Here is an 18,693-nt window from a genome sequence, read left to right as displayed (position 1 = left end):
TAATAGATAGTCAGGAGAAAAGGAGGGGGATGTCATGCATAGACAACGAAGTGAGCGAACGGATCAGTCAAGGGGCTGGTCCGTTTTCTTTCGGCGCTATTGGTACGGTTTTGTCGGTGTGTTCGCGGCATTGGCGTTGCTGGGATTTTGGTATTTGCGGCAAATCCAGCCTGCCACAGTATTGACACCAACACAACCGGCCAGTATCCCGAAATCAGCGCGACAGACGCGTCAAGGGATGGTTGGTCAGGTAAGCAGTTCGACCTCATCAAAGCAGGAAATGAAGCAATCCACAACAGTTGCAAAAAAAACGATAATTTGGGTTGATGTTCAAGGTGCAGTCAATCAACCGGGTGTTTACCAACTTGCTCCCGGCAGTCGACTGGATCATGCCGTGCGGATGGCTGGCGGATTAACGGGGAATGCAGATCGTCGCCAAGTGAATTTAGCCCAATCGTTGACCGACGGGACAGCTGTCTATATTCCCCAGCAAGGCGAACAGGGCCCACTGGCCGCCAGTGCATCGAGCGGGGTACCGGCGGCGAGTGCGACTAGTGGGCCTGCTGATGGCGCATCAGAGGCGCCCAAAAACTTGAACAGCGTAAGTCAAGCTGAGTTGGAAGAAATCAGTGGTATTGGACCAAAGCGGGCCCAAGAAATTATTGCCTATCGCGAAAGCCATGGCCCTTTTCAATCCGTGGATGATCTGAAGGAGATCAGCGGAATTGGCGAAAAGACGATTGCCAATTTAAAAACGGCATTAACGGTATGAAAAGGCACACTGCTTTTTGGACGGCAATTGCCGTTGTGGGGGCAGCAATTTTGTTTGGCGGCGGTCATCTTGGCGGTGGTTTATTGCTGCTCTTTGCGTTGATGCACAGTGGTCAGCTAGGCTGGCGGGCCGTGTTATTGACGCTCGTAACCCTTGTTTGCTGGGCGGGATTATGGCAATTATCATTGCCGTCGGCCAGTTTTGCAGAGGCGCGCAGTGGCCAGGCGTCTGTTTTGGTCTATCCGAGCCGATTAAAAGTCAACGGTGATTTGTTGACCGGTCGGGTTCAAGACACAGAAAGTGAGAAAATGGTATGGTGGCAATACAAATTATCTTCTGCTGTGGAAAAACAATCATTGCTTGCTCAGAATCAACCTTTCATCATTTCCGGTTTGGTGGAACGGTCTGCATTAACTAGCCGCCGCAACCCCGGAACTTTTGATTTTCAGCAATTTGCGCATTATCAATACCATATTCACACTCGGTGGCAAATGACAGGCGGCACGATCCAGACTACTCCAACGCCGTCATGGCGGACATGGTTCAGCTTTGTCGGTGAACGATGGCGGCAAGTTCTGCGGCGGCGCATCGATACATTACCGCCGCATCTGCGGATATATGTCCAAGGATTGTTGCTAGGAGGTCAGGACCATTCAGTATTGGCCAAAACATTACAGGCTGATCAAACCAAGTTGGGCATCATTCATCTTTGGAGCTTGTCGGGGATGCAGGTTATGCTATTGGGAACGGCTTTGCTGTGTCTTCTTTCGATTGGTCGATGTCCCTATGAAGTGGCCCGATATGTGGTTATCGGCCTGCTGCTGGCTTATGGCTTGTTAACTGATTGGCCGACAGGGGTCACGCGCTCTGTGGCAATGTTTGGTTTAGCCCATGGTTTACCAGCCCGGTGGTCATTAGGCCCCTTGGACCGGATGGGGGTGGTGTTCATTTGGTGGTCCTTGGGACGGCCGTTAGGCGTCTTATTGTTGGGCAATATTCTTAGTTTCTTCCTCGCATTTTGCTTGTATTACGCACCAGCAAAGTTTTGGCGGCAAAGTCTATGGATCAATTTATTAAGTTTGCCCTTTGTGGTGTACTTTCAATATCAGTGGTCACCGTTTACATTGCTTTTGAACATCGCACTGATTCCGCTTTTTAACTTTGTTGTTTTTCCGCTTGTCTTTCTCGTCACGATTTTGGCCCTGATAGGGATGCCCGGTTGGCGCATGCTAGAAATTGGACTGACCGGGCTGGATCAGCATCTCGCATGGTGGGCCCAACTACCCGGAGCAGTTTGGACGATTGGGATGATTCCAGGTATGATGTTGGGTGTGCTAATTATTTGCAGTTTGCTGATTGCCTTTGTTCCGCGCTGGCGTCTGGCGGCACTTGGTGTATTCGGCACATTGCTGGTGGGCTTAACAATTTGGCGTCAGTGGCCTCTGCAAGATCGGGTCGCCTTTATTGATGTCGGTCAAGGGGACAGCAGTTTGGTTATCGCCCGGGGCAGTGGTCCCCGGGTTTTAATTGATACCGGCGGGCAATTGCAATTTACTCGTCCAAAATGGCAAACTCGGTACTATTCGCCGCCAATCGATTATCATGTCTTACCGGTGTTACGCTACTGGGGAATTGGGCGGTTGGACGCGGTGTTTATTTCACACCAAGATGCGGATCATATGGGCAATCTCGGCGATCTACTACAACAGGTGGCAGTGAATCAGATCTTTGTGCCGTCTGGGATGCAAGAGCACGAAGGGTTGTGCGCGGCTGTGACTAGAGCACGCCAGAAGCCAGCGGTCATTCCTTTGACAGCTGGCCAAAATGTGACAATTCGCGGGATGACTTTCTATGTCGTTCATCCTTTCCAAGCAGGCTCGGGCACCAATGAAGATTCTCTGGTGGTACAGACTCAACTGCAACACCATAACTTGTTGTGGTTGGGTGATTTGGATACTGCTGGTGAGGAAAGGATCATGCAGCACTTTTCCCTTACGGCGGATATCATTAAATTGGGTCATCATGGGTCGAAAACTTCCACCGGGGACGCACTATTACAGGCTCTTAAACCGCAAATCGGTATTATTTCGGCAGGCCAAAACAATCGTTATCATCATCCTGCACCAACCACGGTGGAGCGATTACGACACAACCAAGTGACTGCTTTGAACACAGCAGAACAGGGATACATTGAATATGTGGCGCCAATTTTTGGTGAACCATATTGGCACACAATGCGCCAATGGAGGCAAAAACAATGGATGTTAAAACATTACAGCAAAAATTGAAGACCGGTGATATTGCTCCGTTGTACCTTATTCTTGGTGAAGAAACAGCATTGCAGGAGACGGCTCGGTCACTTTTTGCACACTTATTAACTGCGGACGAGAAAACGATGAATTATGCCCACTTGGATATGACCACCGCCACTGTCGGTGATTTATTAGGGGAAGCCACAGCGATGCCTTTCCTGGGTGAGCGGCGAGTGGTCGTGGCGACTCAACCAGAATTTTTGACCGGCAATGCCGGTAAGGACCAATTGAAAGAAGATATTGACGGATTAACGGCTTATTTCGCCCATCCCTCTGAAAGCACGACATTGGTAATCGCCGCCCCTTATCCCAAATTGGATGAACGCCGTAAAATCGTCAAGCAATTACGTAAAAATGCGGTGCTTATCGATGCCCAACAAGTTCCAGCCGGAGCGGTGGGTGCCCAAGTGGCAGAGCAGATTCGCACAGCAGGGTACCAAATCGAGGAGGACGCACTCAATTTATTTCTCCGCAAAAGCGATGCCAGTTATTCGAGGATGGTGACCCAGTTGCCTAAGCTATATTTAGGGTCTTTACCAGACAAAATAATTTCTTTACCTCTGGTCCGTGATTTGGTCCCCAATACGCTGACGGACAATGTCTTTTCAGTGACTGATGCCTTGGCGCAACAGCATGTTGGCGAAGCTGTCCGCGTGTATCAAGAATTGTTAGCCAATCAAGAAGAGCCTTTGCGGTTGAATGCTCTGTTGGTTAGTCAGTTCCGGTTGCTGGTACAAACGAAGATTTTGAGTCGTAAAGGTTTGAGTCAAATGGCGATCGCCAAAGAATTGAGTGTTCATCCATATCGGGTCAAATTGGCTTTGCGTAGTGTCCATTCCCTGAGCTTAACCACGCTCATTGCATGTTTCACGGAGCTTATCCATAATGAGGTGCTGTTTAAGAGCCAGCAGCCCGACCCGATGCTGCTGTTTTTGCGGGTGGTACATCATTTATCGGTACCGGCGGGGAAGAGTGTGGGGTAGAGATTGTTTTTTCGATTTTGCGGAAATGAATAAATCCGCGTCACGCTGAATATAGTGCCTATGCGGAGCGATCGGAGGCTGAATGGCGCAGCATTGCACGGCAGGGTAAATGTCTTTACCGTAGCCTCCGTAAACGGGCTTAGTCTCCCCGAAACGGGCAAAGCCGAGCAGAAGCTATGAGATAAGGCAGGGGCGGTGTAAAACTTAAGTGCGAGTTTTTCACCGCCCCTGCCTTATCTCTACGCTTCTAACCGCTCGGCTTTGCCCTCTGCAATCTTTTATTGCAATGCACCAGTACCATCTGTATAATGGTTGACGTTGAGTTTTAATAAGGAACTTAAACATAAACTACATGTGGGGGTGAATTCATGCCGCAAATTAAATCTGCTAAGAAGCGGGTTAAAACCGCTACCAAGGCAAAATTGCAAAATGCATCGCAAAAGAGTGCGATGCGGACTGCTGTCAAGAACTTCCTGACGGCGAACGAAGCTGGTGCTGATAACAAGCAGGATCTGTATACTGCCGCCATCAGCAAGATCGACTGGGCCCACAACAAGGGCTTGATCCACGCTAATAAGGCTGCGCGTGACAAGTCTCGTTTGACTCGCTTACTGAACAAGTAAACAGGCATCCTGAGCACATTCATCATTATGAATGTCTTTATGTAAGGCGGTATTAGCGCCGTTTTATTACTTTTTCGCACACTTTGTTCCACGAATCACCGACGAGGACACAGTGCGGCGAGTATTCGAAGAAAGGTGGAGTTACAATGGCCATTAGCCAAACTCAAAAGACCGAAATCATTACCAAGTACGCACGTCATGATGGCGACACAGGTTCTCCTGAAGTCCAAGTTGCCCTTTTGACAGCTGACATCAATGCGTTAACCGACCACATGCGGGTACACAAGAAGGATCACCATTCCTATGTTGGCTTGATGAAGAAGATTGGTCACCGGCGTAATTTGCTGGCTTATCTGCGGGACAACGATGTTGCACGCTACCGCGACTTGATTCAATCCTTAGGTCTGCGTCGTTAATTTAGAAATTTGGAGCGCTGTTGGCATTCGCTAGCAGCGTTTTTTCTTGCGCAAATTTTAGGAAGACCGTACAGTGAGAGAAAGAAACGGGGAGGAATGATAGACGATGCTGATCAGACAGCGAATCGGCAACCAGATGATTAGTACCCAGCTGCTACCGACAATGCCCGTGGGTACAATGACCGTACGCACGGAGGACACGATGGTGCTAGTGGCGCCAATGGAAGAGTCGGCCGTCCAGATCAAATGGCTGAAACCCACTCCCGGCCAGTTTCTGCTTAATAGTTGGGCCGCCCAATTTTGGACTCAATGTCTGTTGCCTGTTCCCGGGGAGCGGTCTGGCGTGGCACTCACAGTCATTCTTGGCCATCGGGTCAATACCCTTGTGCAGGTAATGAGTGTGGCCATCAGCGTTTCGCTGTATCAACAAACCAACGGCCACAGTACATTACTAGCAGCCGATTATTTACATGAACTCACTTGGTCAAACCGGAGCGGACTTATCGTGAGCGGTGATGACCAGGGTATTTCCGCCGTGCTTGGGACCACCCCGCAGGACACTTTTTCTTTAGCCAATGGGCAGGCATCGATAAAGGTGTTGATAAACTACAGCAGACGAGTTCTTGCACTGGGGCGACTGGCCGCACCAGTGCAAGCGAAATCACCAGTGGCCACGGTGATTTTATCGACACCGCCGCGCTTTACAACATGGCTGGACACACCAGCCGCCACGATCCTTCTCTATCTCAGTCAAGGAAATGCCAGTATCACTGTGACCGCTGGTACCAGTGATCACCCATCTGTATCTGCCGATACCGCTTGGTTGTTAGCCGGATTGCCACAGACAGCAGTCCAAGTGTTGGGAAAGGGCTTGTTTTTAACGGATTTGTGGATAAATGGCAGTGCATTGCTCACAGGCTCGTCGGCTTTACCTTATTGGAGTACGACCGTGCCTGTCAGTCAAGGGCATCTCACGCGCATCTGCGCTGCTCAGGATGAATGGCGCTGGCACGGTTGTCTGGATACACCGCAACCGGTGTTGTTTTGGCAGCAAATGGCCCAACAGCTGAGGATTAGCGACGAGCAGAATTTCCGTGCGTTGGTCAAACTACGGTCGGCCGCATTAGGAGGTCGGCATTCTCTCACCAACCATTAGTCTGGCGTGAGCGTTATCATACCAAGACAGGGCGTTTCCCCCTCTGCCGCCGAATATGTTACAATTACCACTAGATATTTTTGATGTACGGGTGGCACATTTGTGTCAAAAGAATCTGTGAATCAGAAAAACAGAAAGGCAATAAAGAGCCGCGCCGATGTGCGGGCTTTAGTTGAGGTGGAATATGGTACAGAAAACACAAAAAACGCAGGATAAAGTTCGCGTTGTCATTCTCGGTGGTGTCCGCGAGAACGGAAAAAACATTTATGCTGTGGAAGTTAATTCAGATATTTTTATTTTAGATTGTGGCATCAAATATCCCGAAAATGAAATGCTCGGCGTAGATGTCGTCATTCCAGATTTTTCGTATATTGAGGAGAATATTGATCGGGTGGCCGGGATTTTCTTAACCCACGGTCATGCGGATGCCATTGGTGCATTGCCGTATTTGATTGGGAACCACGACATTCCGGTCTTTGGTTCAAAATTGACTGTGGAATTGGCCAAAATCACAGTGAAGTCGGTTAAGGCATCACGGAAGTTCAATAATTTTCATGTCATTGATGAAAATACGGCGATTGATTTTGACGCCGCCACAGTGAGCTTCTTTAAAACAACTCATTCGATTCCCGAATCACTCGGCGTAGTCATTAAAACACCGGTTGGTCAAATCGTGTACACGGGTGACTTCAAATTTGATCAGGCCGCATCGCCGTTGTTTCAGACTGATTTTGCCCGCCTTGCCCAAATTGGTACGGAACCGGTATTAGCGTTATTGGCTGACTCTGCCAACGCTGAATCACCGTACCCCAACACCAGTGAATCGGACATTGGCAAATATGTGTTGGAGACTTTTGAATACCATTCCGGGCGGATCATTGTTGCATCAGTGGCGTCCAACATCATGCGTATTCAGCAAGTCTTAGACGCCGCTGGCAAAACTGGGCGCAAGGTCATTTTGACTGGCCGCGATTTGGCTAAGATTGTCCGAACAGCTTTGCATTTGAAGTTGTTACGGTTACCGAATCCAAATATTTTGGTACCAGTCAAAGACATCAAAAAATATGACGATCATCAATTGGTGATTTTGGAAACAGGGCGGTCTGGCGAGCCCCTCAAATCGTTGCAAAAGATGGCAACCAATCGACACCGGACGGTGCACATTCATCAGGGGGACCTGGTATTTATTTCAACAACACCATCCTATGCCATGGAAACCACAGTCGCCAAAACGAAAGATATGATCTATCGGGCCGGTGGTGAAGTGAAGGCAATTTCTGACGATTTGCATGCTTCGGGGCACGCATACCGCAATGATTTACAACTGCTGCTCAATTTAGTGCACCCCAAATACTTGATTCCCATTCAGGGCGAATATCGGTCCATGAACGCTCATGCAGAAATTGCTAAGCAAACGGGTATTCCAGCAGATCATATTTTCTTGACAAAAATTGGGGATGTCCTTTCCTACGACAAGAGTGGAATGCACCTGGCCCAAGGAGTTACTGCCGGCAATACCATGATTGATGGTTTGGGCGTCGGCGACATCGGTAATATTGTTTTACGGGATCGCAAGATGCTGGCTGATGATGGTATATTTATTGCAGTGGTTTCGATTGATCGCCGCAAAAAGATCGTGGTATCCGCGCCTAAAGTCACGGCCCGTGGTTTTGTCTATATGAAGGCGAACCGTGATTTGATGGCTGAAAGTGCCACCATTGTCAAAGAAACGGTGCAACATGATCTGGACAATAAAGAGATGGATTGGTCTAATTTGAAACAGAATATGCGGGAGAAACTTTCCCATTTCTTATTTGAACAAACCAAACGACATCCCGTTATTTTACCGGTAATCATGGAGGTCAAACCGCGCCGCCGTTTACGTGCACCAGAAAAGAAGCCGGCCACCCCGGCAAATTCAGTCGACAAGGAGAAGTAATGAATAACAAAATTGTGGCATTTCCCCACAACGACGAACATCATTTAGATCTGGGGCGTGCTGCCATGCACGCTGGCGAGTTTGAGCAAGCTGCAGAACACTTCGAAGCGGCCTATACGCACGAGCACACTTTTGCTGTCAGTCGCATGCTGACGGAGGCGTTGCTGCATGCCGGTCATTTCCAGGAAGCTCAGAGTGTGGCGGAGGAATTTATTACCGGTTATGCCCGGACGTTGACCGATGGCATCTTGTTTGCGCAGGTTTTGACGGAAAGTCATCGCTTTTTAGGTGCTCACGAGTGGTTACGCAGTCTCAGCTCACTTGTCCACACACCTGAGGAAAAAACGCGGTTCAGTGAAGCCGGCGATTTTTTGATAGGGCGGGAAAAGCAATATCTGGATGCAGAAAAAGAGGCCATTGCTACCCAAACAAAACAGTATTTAGGTATTGCCGGGGAGTCCGTTCTCATGCAGACCAAGCTGGTCAGTGACATGGATAACCTGCCATTAGCCACGTTCAATGAGATTGCTCCGCGGTTATTAACGGAACAATATTTGCCCCAGGCACTGCGGAACACGGTGGCATTGCATTTTGTCACACTCGGCGACGAAGAAACTAGAGGATTACGGTGGTTCGACGAGGATATCACCTTTGTGCCGGCCCAAGTTGACAACCCCTTTGATAATTCGGTACAAGCCGCGTGGACAAAGTTTGTCGACGAATACGAAAACAACGAACCTGAATTGGCCACCATGGTTGATCAGGAACTGCATTTATATTTGCTGTTACTGTTTCCGCGGGTGACCAGCGTCGTGACTGACCCGGATGAGTGGGCAAATTATGTGGTTCGACGGCTGAGCGGTAATGAAAAAGTCATCACTGAAGCATCCGTGGTGAAGCGTTGGCAGGATCGGCTTGATCATGAATTAGCAGCATTGAATGACCAGCCTTTGTGAATGGCGTGATTTGATGCATGTCTTGACAACACGGCGTGGTCCGGCTTAGGATTTAGTAATGAAAAACCCGGCTGATGGTGTTTACAAACATTTTTAAACACCGTATAATGCTAAGAGGATATTTTTGAAGGGAAATAAACCTTTTGTTTTCCCAACAAAAGTAGTACAATTTTATCTAAAGACTGTGCGTCATTGTGCACAGTCCTCGAAAAACATAGGAGGTTTCTTTTCATGGCTGAAAAAGAACATTATGAAAGAACTAAACCCCATGTTAACATTGGTACAATTGGCCACGTTGACCATGGGAAAACAACTTTAACCGCTGCTATCACAAAGGTATTGGCATCCAAAGGCTTGGCAAAAGCTGAAGATTACGCTGAAATCGATAAAGCTCCGGAAGAAAAAGAACGGGGCATTACCATCAACACTGCCCACGTTGAATACGAAACTGAAAAGCGTCACTATGCGCATATCGATGCCCCTGGGCATGCCGATTACGTTAAGAACATGATCACCGGTGCTGCTCAGATGGATGGTGCGATCTTGGTCGTTGCCGCTACTGATGGCCCGATGCCGCAGACACGTGAACACATCTTGCTGGCTCGTCAGGTTGGTGTTAACTACATCGTTGTCTTCCTAAACAAGGTTGACTTGGTTGACGATGAAGAATTAATCGACTTGGTTGAGATGGAAGTTCGTGAACTGTTGTCTGAATACGACTTCCCTGGTGATGATATTCCAGTATTGCGCGGTTCTGCATTGAAGGCACTGGAAGGCGACCCCGAACAAGAGAAGGTTATCTGGGAATTAATGGACGTTATCGATGAATACATTCCGACACCGGAACGTGACGTTGATAAGCCGTTCTTGATGCCTGTCGAAGATGTCTTCACAATCACTGGTCGTGGTACTGTTGCTTCTGGTCGTATCGATCGTGGTACAATCAAAGTCGGCGAAGAAGTTGAAATCGTTGGTTTGAAGCCAGAAGTCATCAAATCCGTTGTCACTGGTTTGGAAATGTTCCGTAAGACCCTGGATCTTGGTGAAGCCGGCGATAACGTTGGTGTCTTGCTCCGTGGTGTTGGTCGGGACCAAGTAGAACGTGGTCAAGTTTTGGCTAAGCCAGGTTCTATCCAAACTCATAACAAGTTCAAGGGTGAAGTTTATATCCTGTCGAAAGAAGAAGGTGGCCGTCATACGCCGTTCTTCTCCAACTATCGGCCGCAATTCTACTTCCATACCACCGATGTGACTGGTGTAATTGAATTGCCTGAAGGCGTTGAAATGGTTATGCCTGGCGATAACGTAACCTTCGAAGTGGACCTGATTGCTCCGGTCGCTATCGAAAAGGGTACGAAGTTCACCGTCCGTGAAGGCGGTCGGACTGTTGGTGCCGGTCAGGTAACCGACATTCTGGACTAATTTTAGACCTAGTCTAAGATAGTTATTGCCCCGTATCCCTATGGATACGGGGCTTTTTATTTCTAATCTGTTTACACCTGCGGTTGTTTCGTATATCATTGTTAGGTATGCGATGCACGCTTTGGTGTGCCAGTAAAAATGTGAAATGTAACCGGAGGTATTTAAATGTCTGCAAAATGGGAAAAGCAAGGTACGAATGATGGTACTTTGACTTTTGATATCGATCTAAACACGATCCAAAAGGGTATGGATCAAGCCTTTACTAAGGTCAAGAAGAACATCAATGTACCTGGCTTCCGTAAGGGCCATGTATCTCGGCAAGTATTCAACCGGATGTTTGGCGAAGGCGCATTGTACGAAGATGCCTTAAATATTGTGCTGCCCGATGCTTACGACGCAGCGGTCAAAGAAGCCGCCATTGCTCCTGTTGATCAACCTAAGTTCAATGTTGAGAAGATGGATCCCAATGAACCTTGGGTCGTTTCTGCTAAAGTCACTGTCAAGCCAGAAGTCACCTTGGGTGATTATAAGGGCTTAACCGTACCCAAGCAGGACCGGACAGTCAGCGATAAGGATTTAGAAGACAAGCTGCATTCTCTGCAAGAAGAGCAAGCTGAACTTGTTCTGAAGGAAGACGGTGCGATTGAAAAGGGTGATACTGCTGTCATTGATTATGAAGGCAGTATTGATGGTACGCCGTTTGATGGCGGCAAAGCTGACAATTATTCCTTGGAGATTGGCTCTGGTTCATTCATCCCTGGCTTTGAAGACCAATTGATTGGTCACAAATCTGGTGAAGAAGTGGCAGTCAACGTTCAATTCCCGAAAGATTACCAAGCTAAAGATTTAGCCGGTAAGGATGCAGTCTTCCAAGTGAAGATTCACGAAATTAAGGAAAAACAGTTGCCGGCTTTGGACGATGAATTTGCCAAGGATGTTGACGAAGATGTCGATACTTTAGACGAATTAAAAGCCAAGCAAAAGGAAAAGCTGCAGCAGGAAAAAGATCAAAAAGCGGATGACGCTATTCAAGAATCTGCAGTGAATCAGGCTGTGGCGCATGCTGAGATCAAGGATTTGCCTGAAGTAATGATCGACAACGAAGTGCACAACCAAATGGATCAATACCTGGGCAATTTACAACGGCAAGGTATCAATCCTCAAATGTATTATCAATTGACTGGGACTAGCGAAGAAGACCTGCACAAGCAGTTCGAACAAGATGCTAGTCAACGGGTGAAGACCGACTTAGTGTTGGAAGCCATCGTTAAAGCGGAACACATTGAAGCATCCAAAGAGGATATCAATGACGAGATCAAGAGCTTAGCTGCTGAATATGGCATGGCTGAAAAAGATGTCCGCAAGACATTGACGGATGACATGTTGCAACACGATATTGGCATCAAGAAGGCCATCGACTTGATTGTTTCTTCTGCTAAGGAAGCATAATTTAAGTTAGCCGACATTAATTTTGTTCGCAGTACGCACGCAACTGTCGCCATTGGTAAACCATGGTCGATAGTTGCGTGTTTCATTCACAGCATAACCTTGTTTTCCCACTGGGCAATTTTCTTTACGCCCATGCGTTCTCTGTGTTATTCTTTGTGATGATAAGTAGCCTGTGAATCGATTGGATTTAAAGAAGGGTTGGTTTAATGTTCGATAATATTGACACGACTGGTCCCATCAAGTGTTCTTTTTGTGGTAAGACACAGGACCAAGTCAAAAAAATTGTGGCTGGCCCGGGTGTATATATCTGTAACGAATGTATCGATCTTTGCAAAGAAATCATTGACGAGGAATTCAAGGAAGACTCCTATGATGATTTGTTAAAAGTGCCCAAACCCATTGACATCTTGAAGACGCTCAACGAGTACGTCATCGGTCAAGATGATGCCAAAAGGGCATTGGCAGTAGCGGTTTACAACCATTACAAGCGGGTCAACGAAATGTCTGATCCCCACAGTGATGGTCCAGAACTGCAGAAGTCAAACATTGCGTTGATCGGCCCGACGGGTTCAGGGAAGACATTCTTAGCCCAAACTTTGGCTAAACTGCTGGATGTGCCGTTTGCCATTGCGGATGCGACGACATTGACCGAAGCAGGTTATGTCGGGGAGGATGTTGAAAACATTCTTTTGAAGTTGTTGCAAAACGCGGATTATAACGTGGAGCGCGCCCAAAAGGGGATCGTCTATATCGATGAAATCGATAAGATCGCCAAGAAGAGCGAGAACGTCTCCATTACCCGGGATGTTTCTGGTGAAGGTGTTCAACAGGCATTGTTGAAGATCCTGGAAGGCACTACTGCCAATGTTCCGCCCCAGGGTGGTCGTAAACACCCGCAACAAGAGTTTATTCAAATCGACACCACTAATATTCTGTTTATTGTGGGTGGGGCCTTTGACGGTATTGAGACGATTGTGCGTAATCGTCTTGGTGAAAAGACGATTGGTTTCGGCACGGATTCGGAGAAGCATATTGATACGTCTAAGAGTTTGATGCAGCAAATCATCCCAGAAGACTTAATGAAATTTGGGATTATTCCCGAATTCATCGGCCGGGTGCCCATTATTGCGGCACTGGAGACGCTTACTGAGCATGATTTGGTACGGATTTTACAGGAACCGAAGAATGCGCTTGTCAAGCAGTATAAGAAGCTGTTATCGCTGGATAATGTTGATTTGGAGTTCACGCCAGACGCATTGCAAGCTATTGCGCACGAAGCCATTGAACGTAATACGGGTGCCCGAGGATTACGTGCCATTATGGAAGAAGTCATGATGGACACCATGTTCGAGGTGCCGAGTGAACCCAATGTGAATCGGGTCGTTGTAAATGCTGCCGCCGTCCGTGGCGACGAGAAGCCAGAACTCGAATTGAAGAAAGCATCCTAATGGTCAGTAGTGAAGAAAAGAGGTGGTCACCGTGTTGGTGAACGATGTCTCATTGCGCATTAGTGCAGTGGCCGCTAGTCAATACCCGACCGATGGTTGGCCCGAAATTGCGTTGGTCGGTCGTTCCAATGTCGGCAAGTCGTCTTTAACCAATAGATTAATTAACCGCAAAGCATTGGCCCGGACGTCTGGTGCACCCGGAAAGACAAGGACATTGAACTTTTATGCCGTAGAAAACGAGTTATTTTTAGTAGATGTGCCCGGTTATGGCTATGCAAAGGTGTCCAAGAAACAACGAGCGGAATTTGGTGCCATGATTGAAGCGTATCTCACTAAGCGCTCAGTTCTGCGCGGTGTGGTGCAATTGGTTGATGGTCGGCATGTGCCTACCGCCGACGATGTCTCTATGTATCGCTACTTGGCTTATTACGAGTTGCCGGTACTTGTCGTGGCAACGAAGATGGATAAGGTTAAGCGCAGCCAGTTCAATCGCAGTGAGAGTATGATTCGCAAGACCTTGGGATTGACGCCTGCCACGCGTGTGGTGCTCTTTTCCGCCCAAGAGGGCTTTGGCAAGGATGCCGTCTGGGATTGGATCGAAGCGCATATGGCCGCTGAATAAAGGACAAAACAAAAAACTGTTGTCTGCAATCTAGTGATTGCGGACAGCAGTTTTTTTGCGTCGCTGACTTATTTCTTCTTGTCAGCCTTTTTATCTGTCGGCTTCTGTTCTTTCTTTTCGCCGTCTTTGAGGTCTACCTTTTCTTTGAGGTCGGCCGGCAAGGTGGCAAATTGGTCGAATAAACTTGTTAGGGTGTTCTCGCGTTTGACTGTTAATCCCATGGTCTTCACCTCTGTGCCCCTAGTTTAACAAAATCTGCGTTAAAGCGCATCCTTTTTGTTTTGTATTCACTTATTAATAAATTATGCACAAATAATCGCATAAATTTAAGATTATCTTGAATATTACAATAAGAGCAGGTATATTAGTTCTATTATGAAATTTGGAGTGAGCGTAATGAAGGGAAAGCACTGGTTAGTTAAACTGTTGATCTGGTGCAGTATGTTGATCACACTGACGACAGCCATCAGTATCAGTCAAACACAAAATGTTCAAGCGGCCGCAAATGATAATTCACTGGCGGCAATAAAGAAGAAAGGCACCATTGTTATGGGGACTTCGCCGGACTATCCGCCGTACGAATTTCTAGTTAACAATAAACCAGTGGGCATGGACATCGCCATTGGGAAACAAATTGCGAAGGACTTAGGCGTCAAGCTGGTTGTGAAACAAATGGATTTCGATGCTCTGTTGGTGGGCTTAGAGACCCATAAGATTGATATGGTGTTATCTGCCATGTCGCCCACGCCAGAACGGAAGCAAAGTGTTGATTTTTCTGAGCCATATTACTTTTCAGGCCAATCTATCATTATCAATAAGGCCGACAAAGAAATTTACAAGAACTACAAATCTTTTTACAATAAAAAAGTAGGGGCTCAAACAGGGTCACTTCAATATGACCTGGTAAAAAAGCAGATCAAGGGTGCTAAACTGACTGGTTTAACGAAGGTCACCGATTTGATTATTGCCCTCAAGACCCACAAGATTGATGGGCTGGTCGCTGAATCTGCTGTGGCAACCGCATATGTGAAAAACAATCCGGATCTCGTGGTCATTAATGGCGGCTTTGACTTGACAGATACCGGTGATGGCACCGCCATTGCCTTCGCCAAGAACTCCACCTCTTTGGTCACTGCAGTTAATAAAACAATTACTAAGATCAAACAGCAAAAGCTGACCACTAAATATTTAGCTGATGCGGGCAAGAGTTTGAAAGTCAATGTCGCAGATACCTCCATGTGGAGTTACCGCAGCTACTTTATTAAGGGGATCGGCTACACTTTACTCATTAGTTTGGTTGGCGTTGTGCTTGGGGTCCTGCTGGGGACGTTGCTGGCACTTTGCCGGTTGGGCAGCATTGCCCCGTTGAAGTGGTTAGCCACCGGTTATGTGGAATTCATTCGCGGTACACCGTTGATGATTCAAGTCATGTTCCTATATTTTGGTCTCAACATACCGGCATTGACTGCCGGTATGGTCGGGGTGGCGATGAACTCTGGGGCGTACGTGGCTGAATATATCCGGGGCGGTATCGATTCTGTCGCGAAGGGTCAAACGGAGGCGGCCCGCTCTCTTGGGCTATCGTCTAAAGACACGCTCCGCTACGTGATTATGCCCCAAGCATTGAAAATAATCTGGCCATCATTGGGGAACGAATTTATCTCACTGATTAAGGAAAGTTCCATTGTCTCAGTTATCGGGGTGACAGACATTATCTACCAATTGCGGTTGGTACAAGCAGCCACTTACAAGGGAATCGCTCCTTATGCTGTCGCGATGGTCATTTACTTCGTTCTCGTATTCGGGTTGACCCGGTTACTGAATTTCGCCGAAAGGAAGATGCAGCATGCCTAGTATGATTCAGACAGTTGGTCTAAAAAAGAGTTTTGGGGACACAGAAGTCATCAAGGGAATTGATGCGCAGGTTGAAAAGGGGCAAGTGATTGTGGTCATTGGTCCTTCTGGTGGGGGTAAATCAACCTTTTTACGCATGCTCAACATGTTGGAACAACCCACTGCCGGTTCTGTATTCTTCGAAGGCGAGGATATTACTCATCTGCCAACGAATAAGTTGGATACTGTGCGCGAAAAGATGGGGATGGTGTTCCAAAGCTTCAATCTTTTTCCTAACATGAATGTCCTGGCCAATGTGACCTTGGCGCCGCAACGGGTCAAGAAAACAGGGGCGGCTGCGGCTAACGAACAAGGGCAACAGTTGTTAGAGCAGGTGGGTTTGGCGGATAAGGCCGACGCCTTTCCCGCCTCGCTATCCGGTGGTCAACAACAGCGGGTCGCCATTGCCCGAGCGTTGGCCATGGATCCAGATGTGATGCTGTTTGATGAACCTACTTCTGCGCTGGATCCGGAAATGGTCGGTGAAGTCCTGAAAGTGATGCAGGCCTTGGCTAAGGCAGGGATGACGATGGTGGTCGTGACCCATGAAATGGGCTTTGCCCGTCAAGTAGCCGATCAAGTTTGGTTTATGGATGGCGGTGTGCTGGCAGAAAAAGGCACACCCGAGCAAATTTTTGACCATCCCAAAAATGAACGGACCAAGTCATTCTTGGCTAAAGTATTGGTCCAATAACTCGGTTGACAGAGCCTGTATAATAAATTTGCGCTGATGGAGCGGCATCCGAAAAAAGATGCGGCTCTTTTTTGGCGGTCACGATTGAGCGGCTCCCTTAACGCAGTGAACGGAGTCGCCTGGCTTCACGATTACGATGACTATTGGTATACTATAATGACGAACGCTTGTTTTTTTTATTGTGTCGGAAAGGATCGGTGACCATGGCGTCTCCCCATATTGAACATAAGTTGGCACTGCTGCCCGATTTACCCGGGTGTTATCTGATGAAGGATTTAAACGCCAAAATCATTTATGTCGGCAAGGCGAAAAATTTAAAAAATCGGGTGCGATCCTATTTTAAGGGCGATAAAAATAATGGTCAGGCCCGCTTAATCGAGCAAATTGCCGATGAGGAAATTGCTGATTTTGACACCATCGTGACCACAACAGAGAAGGAAGCTTTTTTACTCGAAATCACGCTGATTCAGAAATATCAGCCCTATTACAATATTAAATTGAAGCGGGGGACCGGTTATCCCTATATCAAAATTACCAACGAACGGGATCCACAGTTGGTTTTGACCAGCGAAATCAAAAAGGATGGTGCTTATTATTTTGGCCCGTATCCAAACGTTTATGCCGCCCAGGGAACGATCCAGTTTTTACAGAAGGTTTATCCCTTGCGCCGGTGTCCTGGCCATTTGGGCCGTCCTTGCCTGTATTACCATATGGGCCAGTGCTTAGGGGCCTGCTTTCGGGATGTACCCAAGGAAGAATATGATGCCCAGATTGCGAAAATTAAGCGTTTCTTAGCTGGCCACGTCACTGAAGCCAAACGCACTTTGACTAAGCGGATGAATGATGCCGCCGCCAAATTGCAATTTGAATTAGCCGCAGATTTGCGCGATCAGTTGCGTTACATTGAGCAGACTGTCGAAAAACAACGGATTATTTCTAATGACCATACTCCCCGAGATTTATTTGCCTTTTACATGGATAAGGGGTGGATCTCTGTGCAGGTCTTCTTCATTCGCCAAGCGCGCTTGATGAAACGAGAAAAGCGAATCTTTCCCAGTATTAATGCGCCGGAGGAAGAATTGGCCACTTTTATTTTGCAGTTTTATAACCGGAAGAATCAGGTATTGCCCAAAGAAATTCTGGTCCCGGCGGGAATTGAAAAGAATGTGCTGGCAGAAATTCTCGGTGTGCCGTTTAGAACACCCCAGCGCGGACAGAAACGGCAATTGCTGGAAATGGCGGAAGAAAACGCTAAGTTAGCGTTGCAAGAGAAGTTCCGTCTATTGGAGTTGGACAACCGCCAGACCGTGGGCGCGCAAGAGGAAATCTTTACAGCGCTGGGTTTGCCCTATGGCCATGTGATGGAAGCTTTTGACCATTCTCACATCCAAGGTACCGACCCGGTTTCAGCGATGGTGTATTATGAGGATGGTAAGGCCGTCAAGAGTATGTACCGCAAATACAAGTTAAAAGGCGCCGTGGAGCATCAAAATGGGGCCGATGAAGCTGCCAATACACGGGAAGTGATTCGGCGGCGCTATACTCGACTGTTGAAAGAAAAGAAGCCATTGCCGGATTTGATTTTGATGGACGGCGGCGAGATTGAGTTGGATGCTGTAAAAGACGTGTTGGTCAATGAATTGAATCTCCACATTCCTGTGGCCGGCATGGTAAAAAATGATAAACACCGGACGGCGGACCTGCTGTATGGCAATCCGCCGCAAATTATCGATTTGGATCGGCAATCACAGGGCTTTTTCTTGCTGACCCGAGTGCAAGATGAGGTCCACCGGTTCGCCATCACTTTCCATCGGCAAACCCATAATAAGAATTCATTGTCTTCTAAATTGGAATCTATCCATGGTGTGGGTCCAAAGACGCGCATCAAGTTATTGAAACACTTCGGTTCGGTGACCAAGATCAAGGAAGCCTCCGTGGCAGATATTGAGTCGCTCGGCATTGCAAAAACAGTGGCGCAAACCATTTTGCTCAGTTTGTAAGCTGCTGC

16 protein-coding genes are annotated in these 18,693 nt (G+C 47.6%); 15 read left to right on the top strand and 1 reads right to left on the bottom strand.

Annotated elements, in window-relative coordinates:
* Positions 1 to 34: 34 nt before the first annotated feature.
* The 12 genes from FD09_RS02930 to yihA all read left to right on the top strand — a co-directional run bounded on the left by FD09_RS02930 (position 35) and on the right by yihA (position 14,098).
* Positions 35 to 772, top strand: a complete 738-nt coding sequence (locus FD09_RS02930) for a helix-hairpin-helix domain-containing protein (protein WP_057818148.1) — start codon at positions 35 to 37, stop codon at positions 770 to 772.
* Positions 769 to 3,060: a DNA internalization-related competence protein ComEC/Rec2 gene (locus FD09_RS02925; RefSeq protein ID WP_057818146.1), complete on the top strand. Its 2,292-nt coding sequence runs from the start codon at positions 769 to 771 to the stop codon at positions 3,058 to 3,060. Before FD09_RS02930 ends, FD09_RS02925 begins: the two co-directional genes overlap by 4 nt.
* Positions 3,030 to 4,067, top strand: coding sequence for a DNA polymerase III subunit delta (gene holA / locus FD09_RS02920; RefSeq protein ID WP_057818144.1), 1,038 nt, complete (start codon positions 3,030 to 3,032; stop codon positions 4,065 to 4,067). The genes FD09_RS02925 and holA overlap by 31 nt, the downstream gene beginning before the upstream one ends.
* Positions 4,068 to 4,435: 368 nt before the next feature.
* Positions 4,436 to 4,690, top strand: coding sequence for a 30S ribosomal protein S20 (gene rpsT, locus FD09_RS02915; protein ID WP_057818142.1), 255 nt, complete (start codon positions 4,436 to 4,438; stop codon positions 4,688 to 4,690).
* A 146-nt stretch (positions 4,691 to 4,836) separates the two neighbouring features.
* Positions 4,837 to 5,106 carry a 30S ribosomal protein S15 gene (gene rpsO, locus FD09_RS02910; RefSeq protein WP_057818140.1) on the top strand — a complete coding sequence of 90 codons (270 nt, stop codon included), beginning with the start codon at positions 4,837 to 4,839 and terminating at the stop codon, positions 5,104 to 5,106.
* Positions 5,107 to 5,212: 106 nt separating this feature from the next.
* Positions 5,213 to 6,262 (top strand): hypothetical protein, encoded by a 1,050-nt coding sequence (locus tag FD09_RS02905; RefSeq protein WP_057818138.1) that lies wholly within the window; start codon positions 5,213 to 5,215, stop codon positions 6,260 to 6,262.
* Between the two features lie 184 nt (positions 6,263 to 6,446).
* A complete protein-coding gene (locus FD09_RS02900) occupies positions 6,447 to 8,201 on the top strand; it encodes a ribonuclease J (protein WP_057818136.1) in 1,755 nt (584 codons plus the stop codon).
* Complete coding sequence (locus tag FD09_RS02895) at positions 8,201 to 9,157, top strand: hypothetical protein (RefSeq protein WP_057818133.1); 957 nt, start codon at positions 8,201 to 8,203, stop codon at positions 9,155 to 9,157. The genes FD09_RS02900 and FD09_RS02895 overlap by 1 nt, the downstream gene beginning before the upstream one ends.
* Before the next feature lie 231 nt (positions 9,158 to 9,388).
* Positions 9,389 to 10,579 (top strand): elongation factor Tu, encoded by a 1,191-nt coding sequence (tuf, locus tag FD09_RS02890; RefSeq protein ID WP_057818130.1) that lies wholly within the window; start codon positions 9,389 to 9,391, stop codon positions 10,577 to 10,579.
* 165 nt (positions 10,580 to 10,744) lie between these two features.
* Positions 10,745 to 12,028, top strand: a complete 1,284-nt coding sequence (tig, locus tag FD09_RS02885; protein ID WP_057818128.1) for a trigger factor — start codon at positions 10,745 to 10,747, stop codon at positions 12,026 to 12,028.
* Positions 12,029 to 12,234: 206 nt separating this feature from the next.
* A complete protein-coding gene (gene clpX / locus FD09_RS02880; RefSeq protein WP_057818126.1) occupies positions 12,235 to 13,476 on the top strand; it encodes an ATP-dependent Clp protease ATP-binding subunit ClpX in 1,242 nt (413 codons plus the stop codon).
* Positions 13,477 to 13,507: 31 nt separating this feature from the next.
* Positions 13,508 to 14,098, top strand: coding sequence for a ribosome biogenesis GTP-binding protein YihA/YsxC (gene yihA, locus FD09_RS02875; RefSeq protein ID WP_057818124.1), 591 nt, complete (start codon positions 13,508 to 13,510; stop codon positions 14,096 to 14,098).
* 68 nt (positions 14,099 to 14,166) lie between these two features.
* On the opposite strand, the gene FD09_RS16540 is transcribed toward yihA, so the two are convergent.
* Complete coding sequence (locus FD09_RS16540; RefSeq protein ID WP_164480540.1) at positions 14,167 to 14,319, bottom strand: SPJ_0845 family protein; 153 nt, start codon at positions 14,317 to 14,319, stop codon at positions 14,167 to 14,169.
* A 175-nt stretch (positions 14,320 to 14,494) separates the two neighbouring features.
* Between FD09_RS16540 and FD09_RS02870 the strand changes: the two genes are divergently transcribed.
* The 3 genes from FD09_RS02870 (at position 14,495) to uvrC (ending at position 18,685) form a co-directional block, all read left to right on the top strand.
* Complete coding sequence (locus FD09_RS02870) at positions 14,495 to 15,952, top strand: ABC transporter substrate-binding protein/permease (RefSeq protein WP_057818122.1); 1,458 nt, start codon at positions 14,495 to 14,497, stop codon at positions 15,950 to 15,952.
* A complete protein-coding gene (locus FD09_RS02865) occupies positions 15,945 to 16,685 on the top strand; it encodes an amino acid ABC transporter ATP-binding protein (RefSeq protein ID WP_083487464.1) in 741 nt (246 codons plus the stop codon). The genes FD09_RS02870 and FD09_RS02865 overlap by 8 nt, the downstream gene beginning before the upstream one ends.
* Positions 16,686 to 16,888: 203 nt before the next feature.
* Positions 16,889 to 18,685, top strand: a complete 1,797-nt coding sequence (uvrC, locus tag FD09_RS02860) for an excinuclease ABC subunit UvrC (RefSeq protein ID WP_057818120.1) — start codon at positions 16,889 to 16,891, stop codon at positions 18,683 to 18,685.
* The last annotated feature ends 8 nt before the right edge of the window (positions 18,686 to 18,693 follow it).

Origin of the sequence: Schleiferilactobacillus perolens DSM 12744, assembly GCF_001435585.1 — a bacterium.
GTDB lineage: Bacteria > Bacillota > Bacilli > Lactobacillales > Lactobacillaceae > Schleiferilactobacillus > Schleiferilactobacillus perolens.
This window is presented reverse-complemented; position numbering and strand designations above follow the sequence as displayed.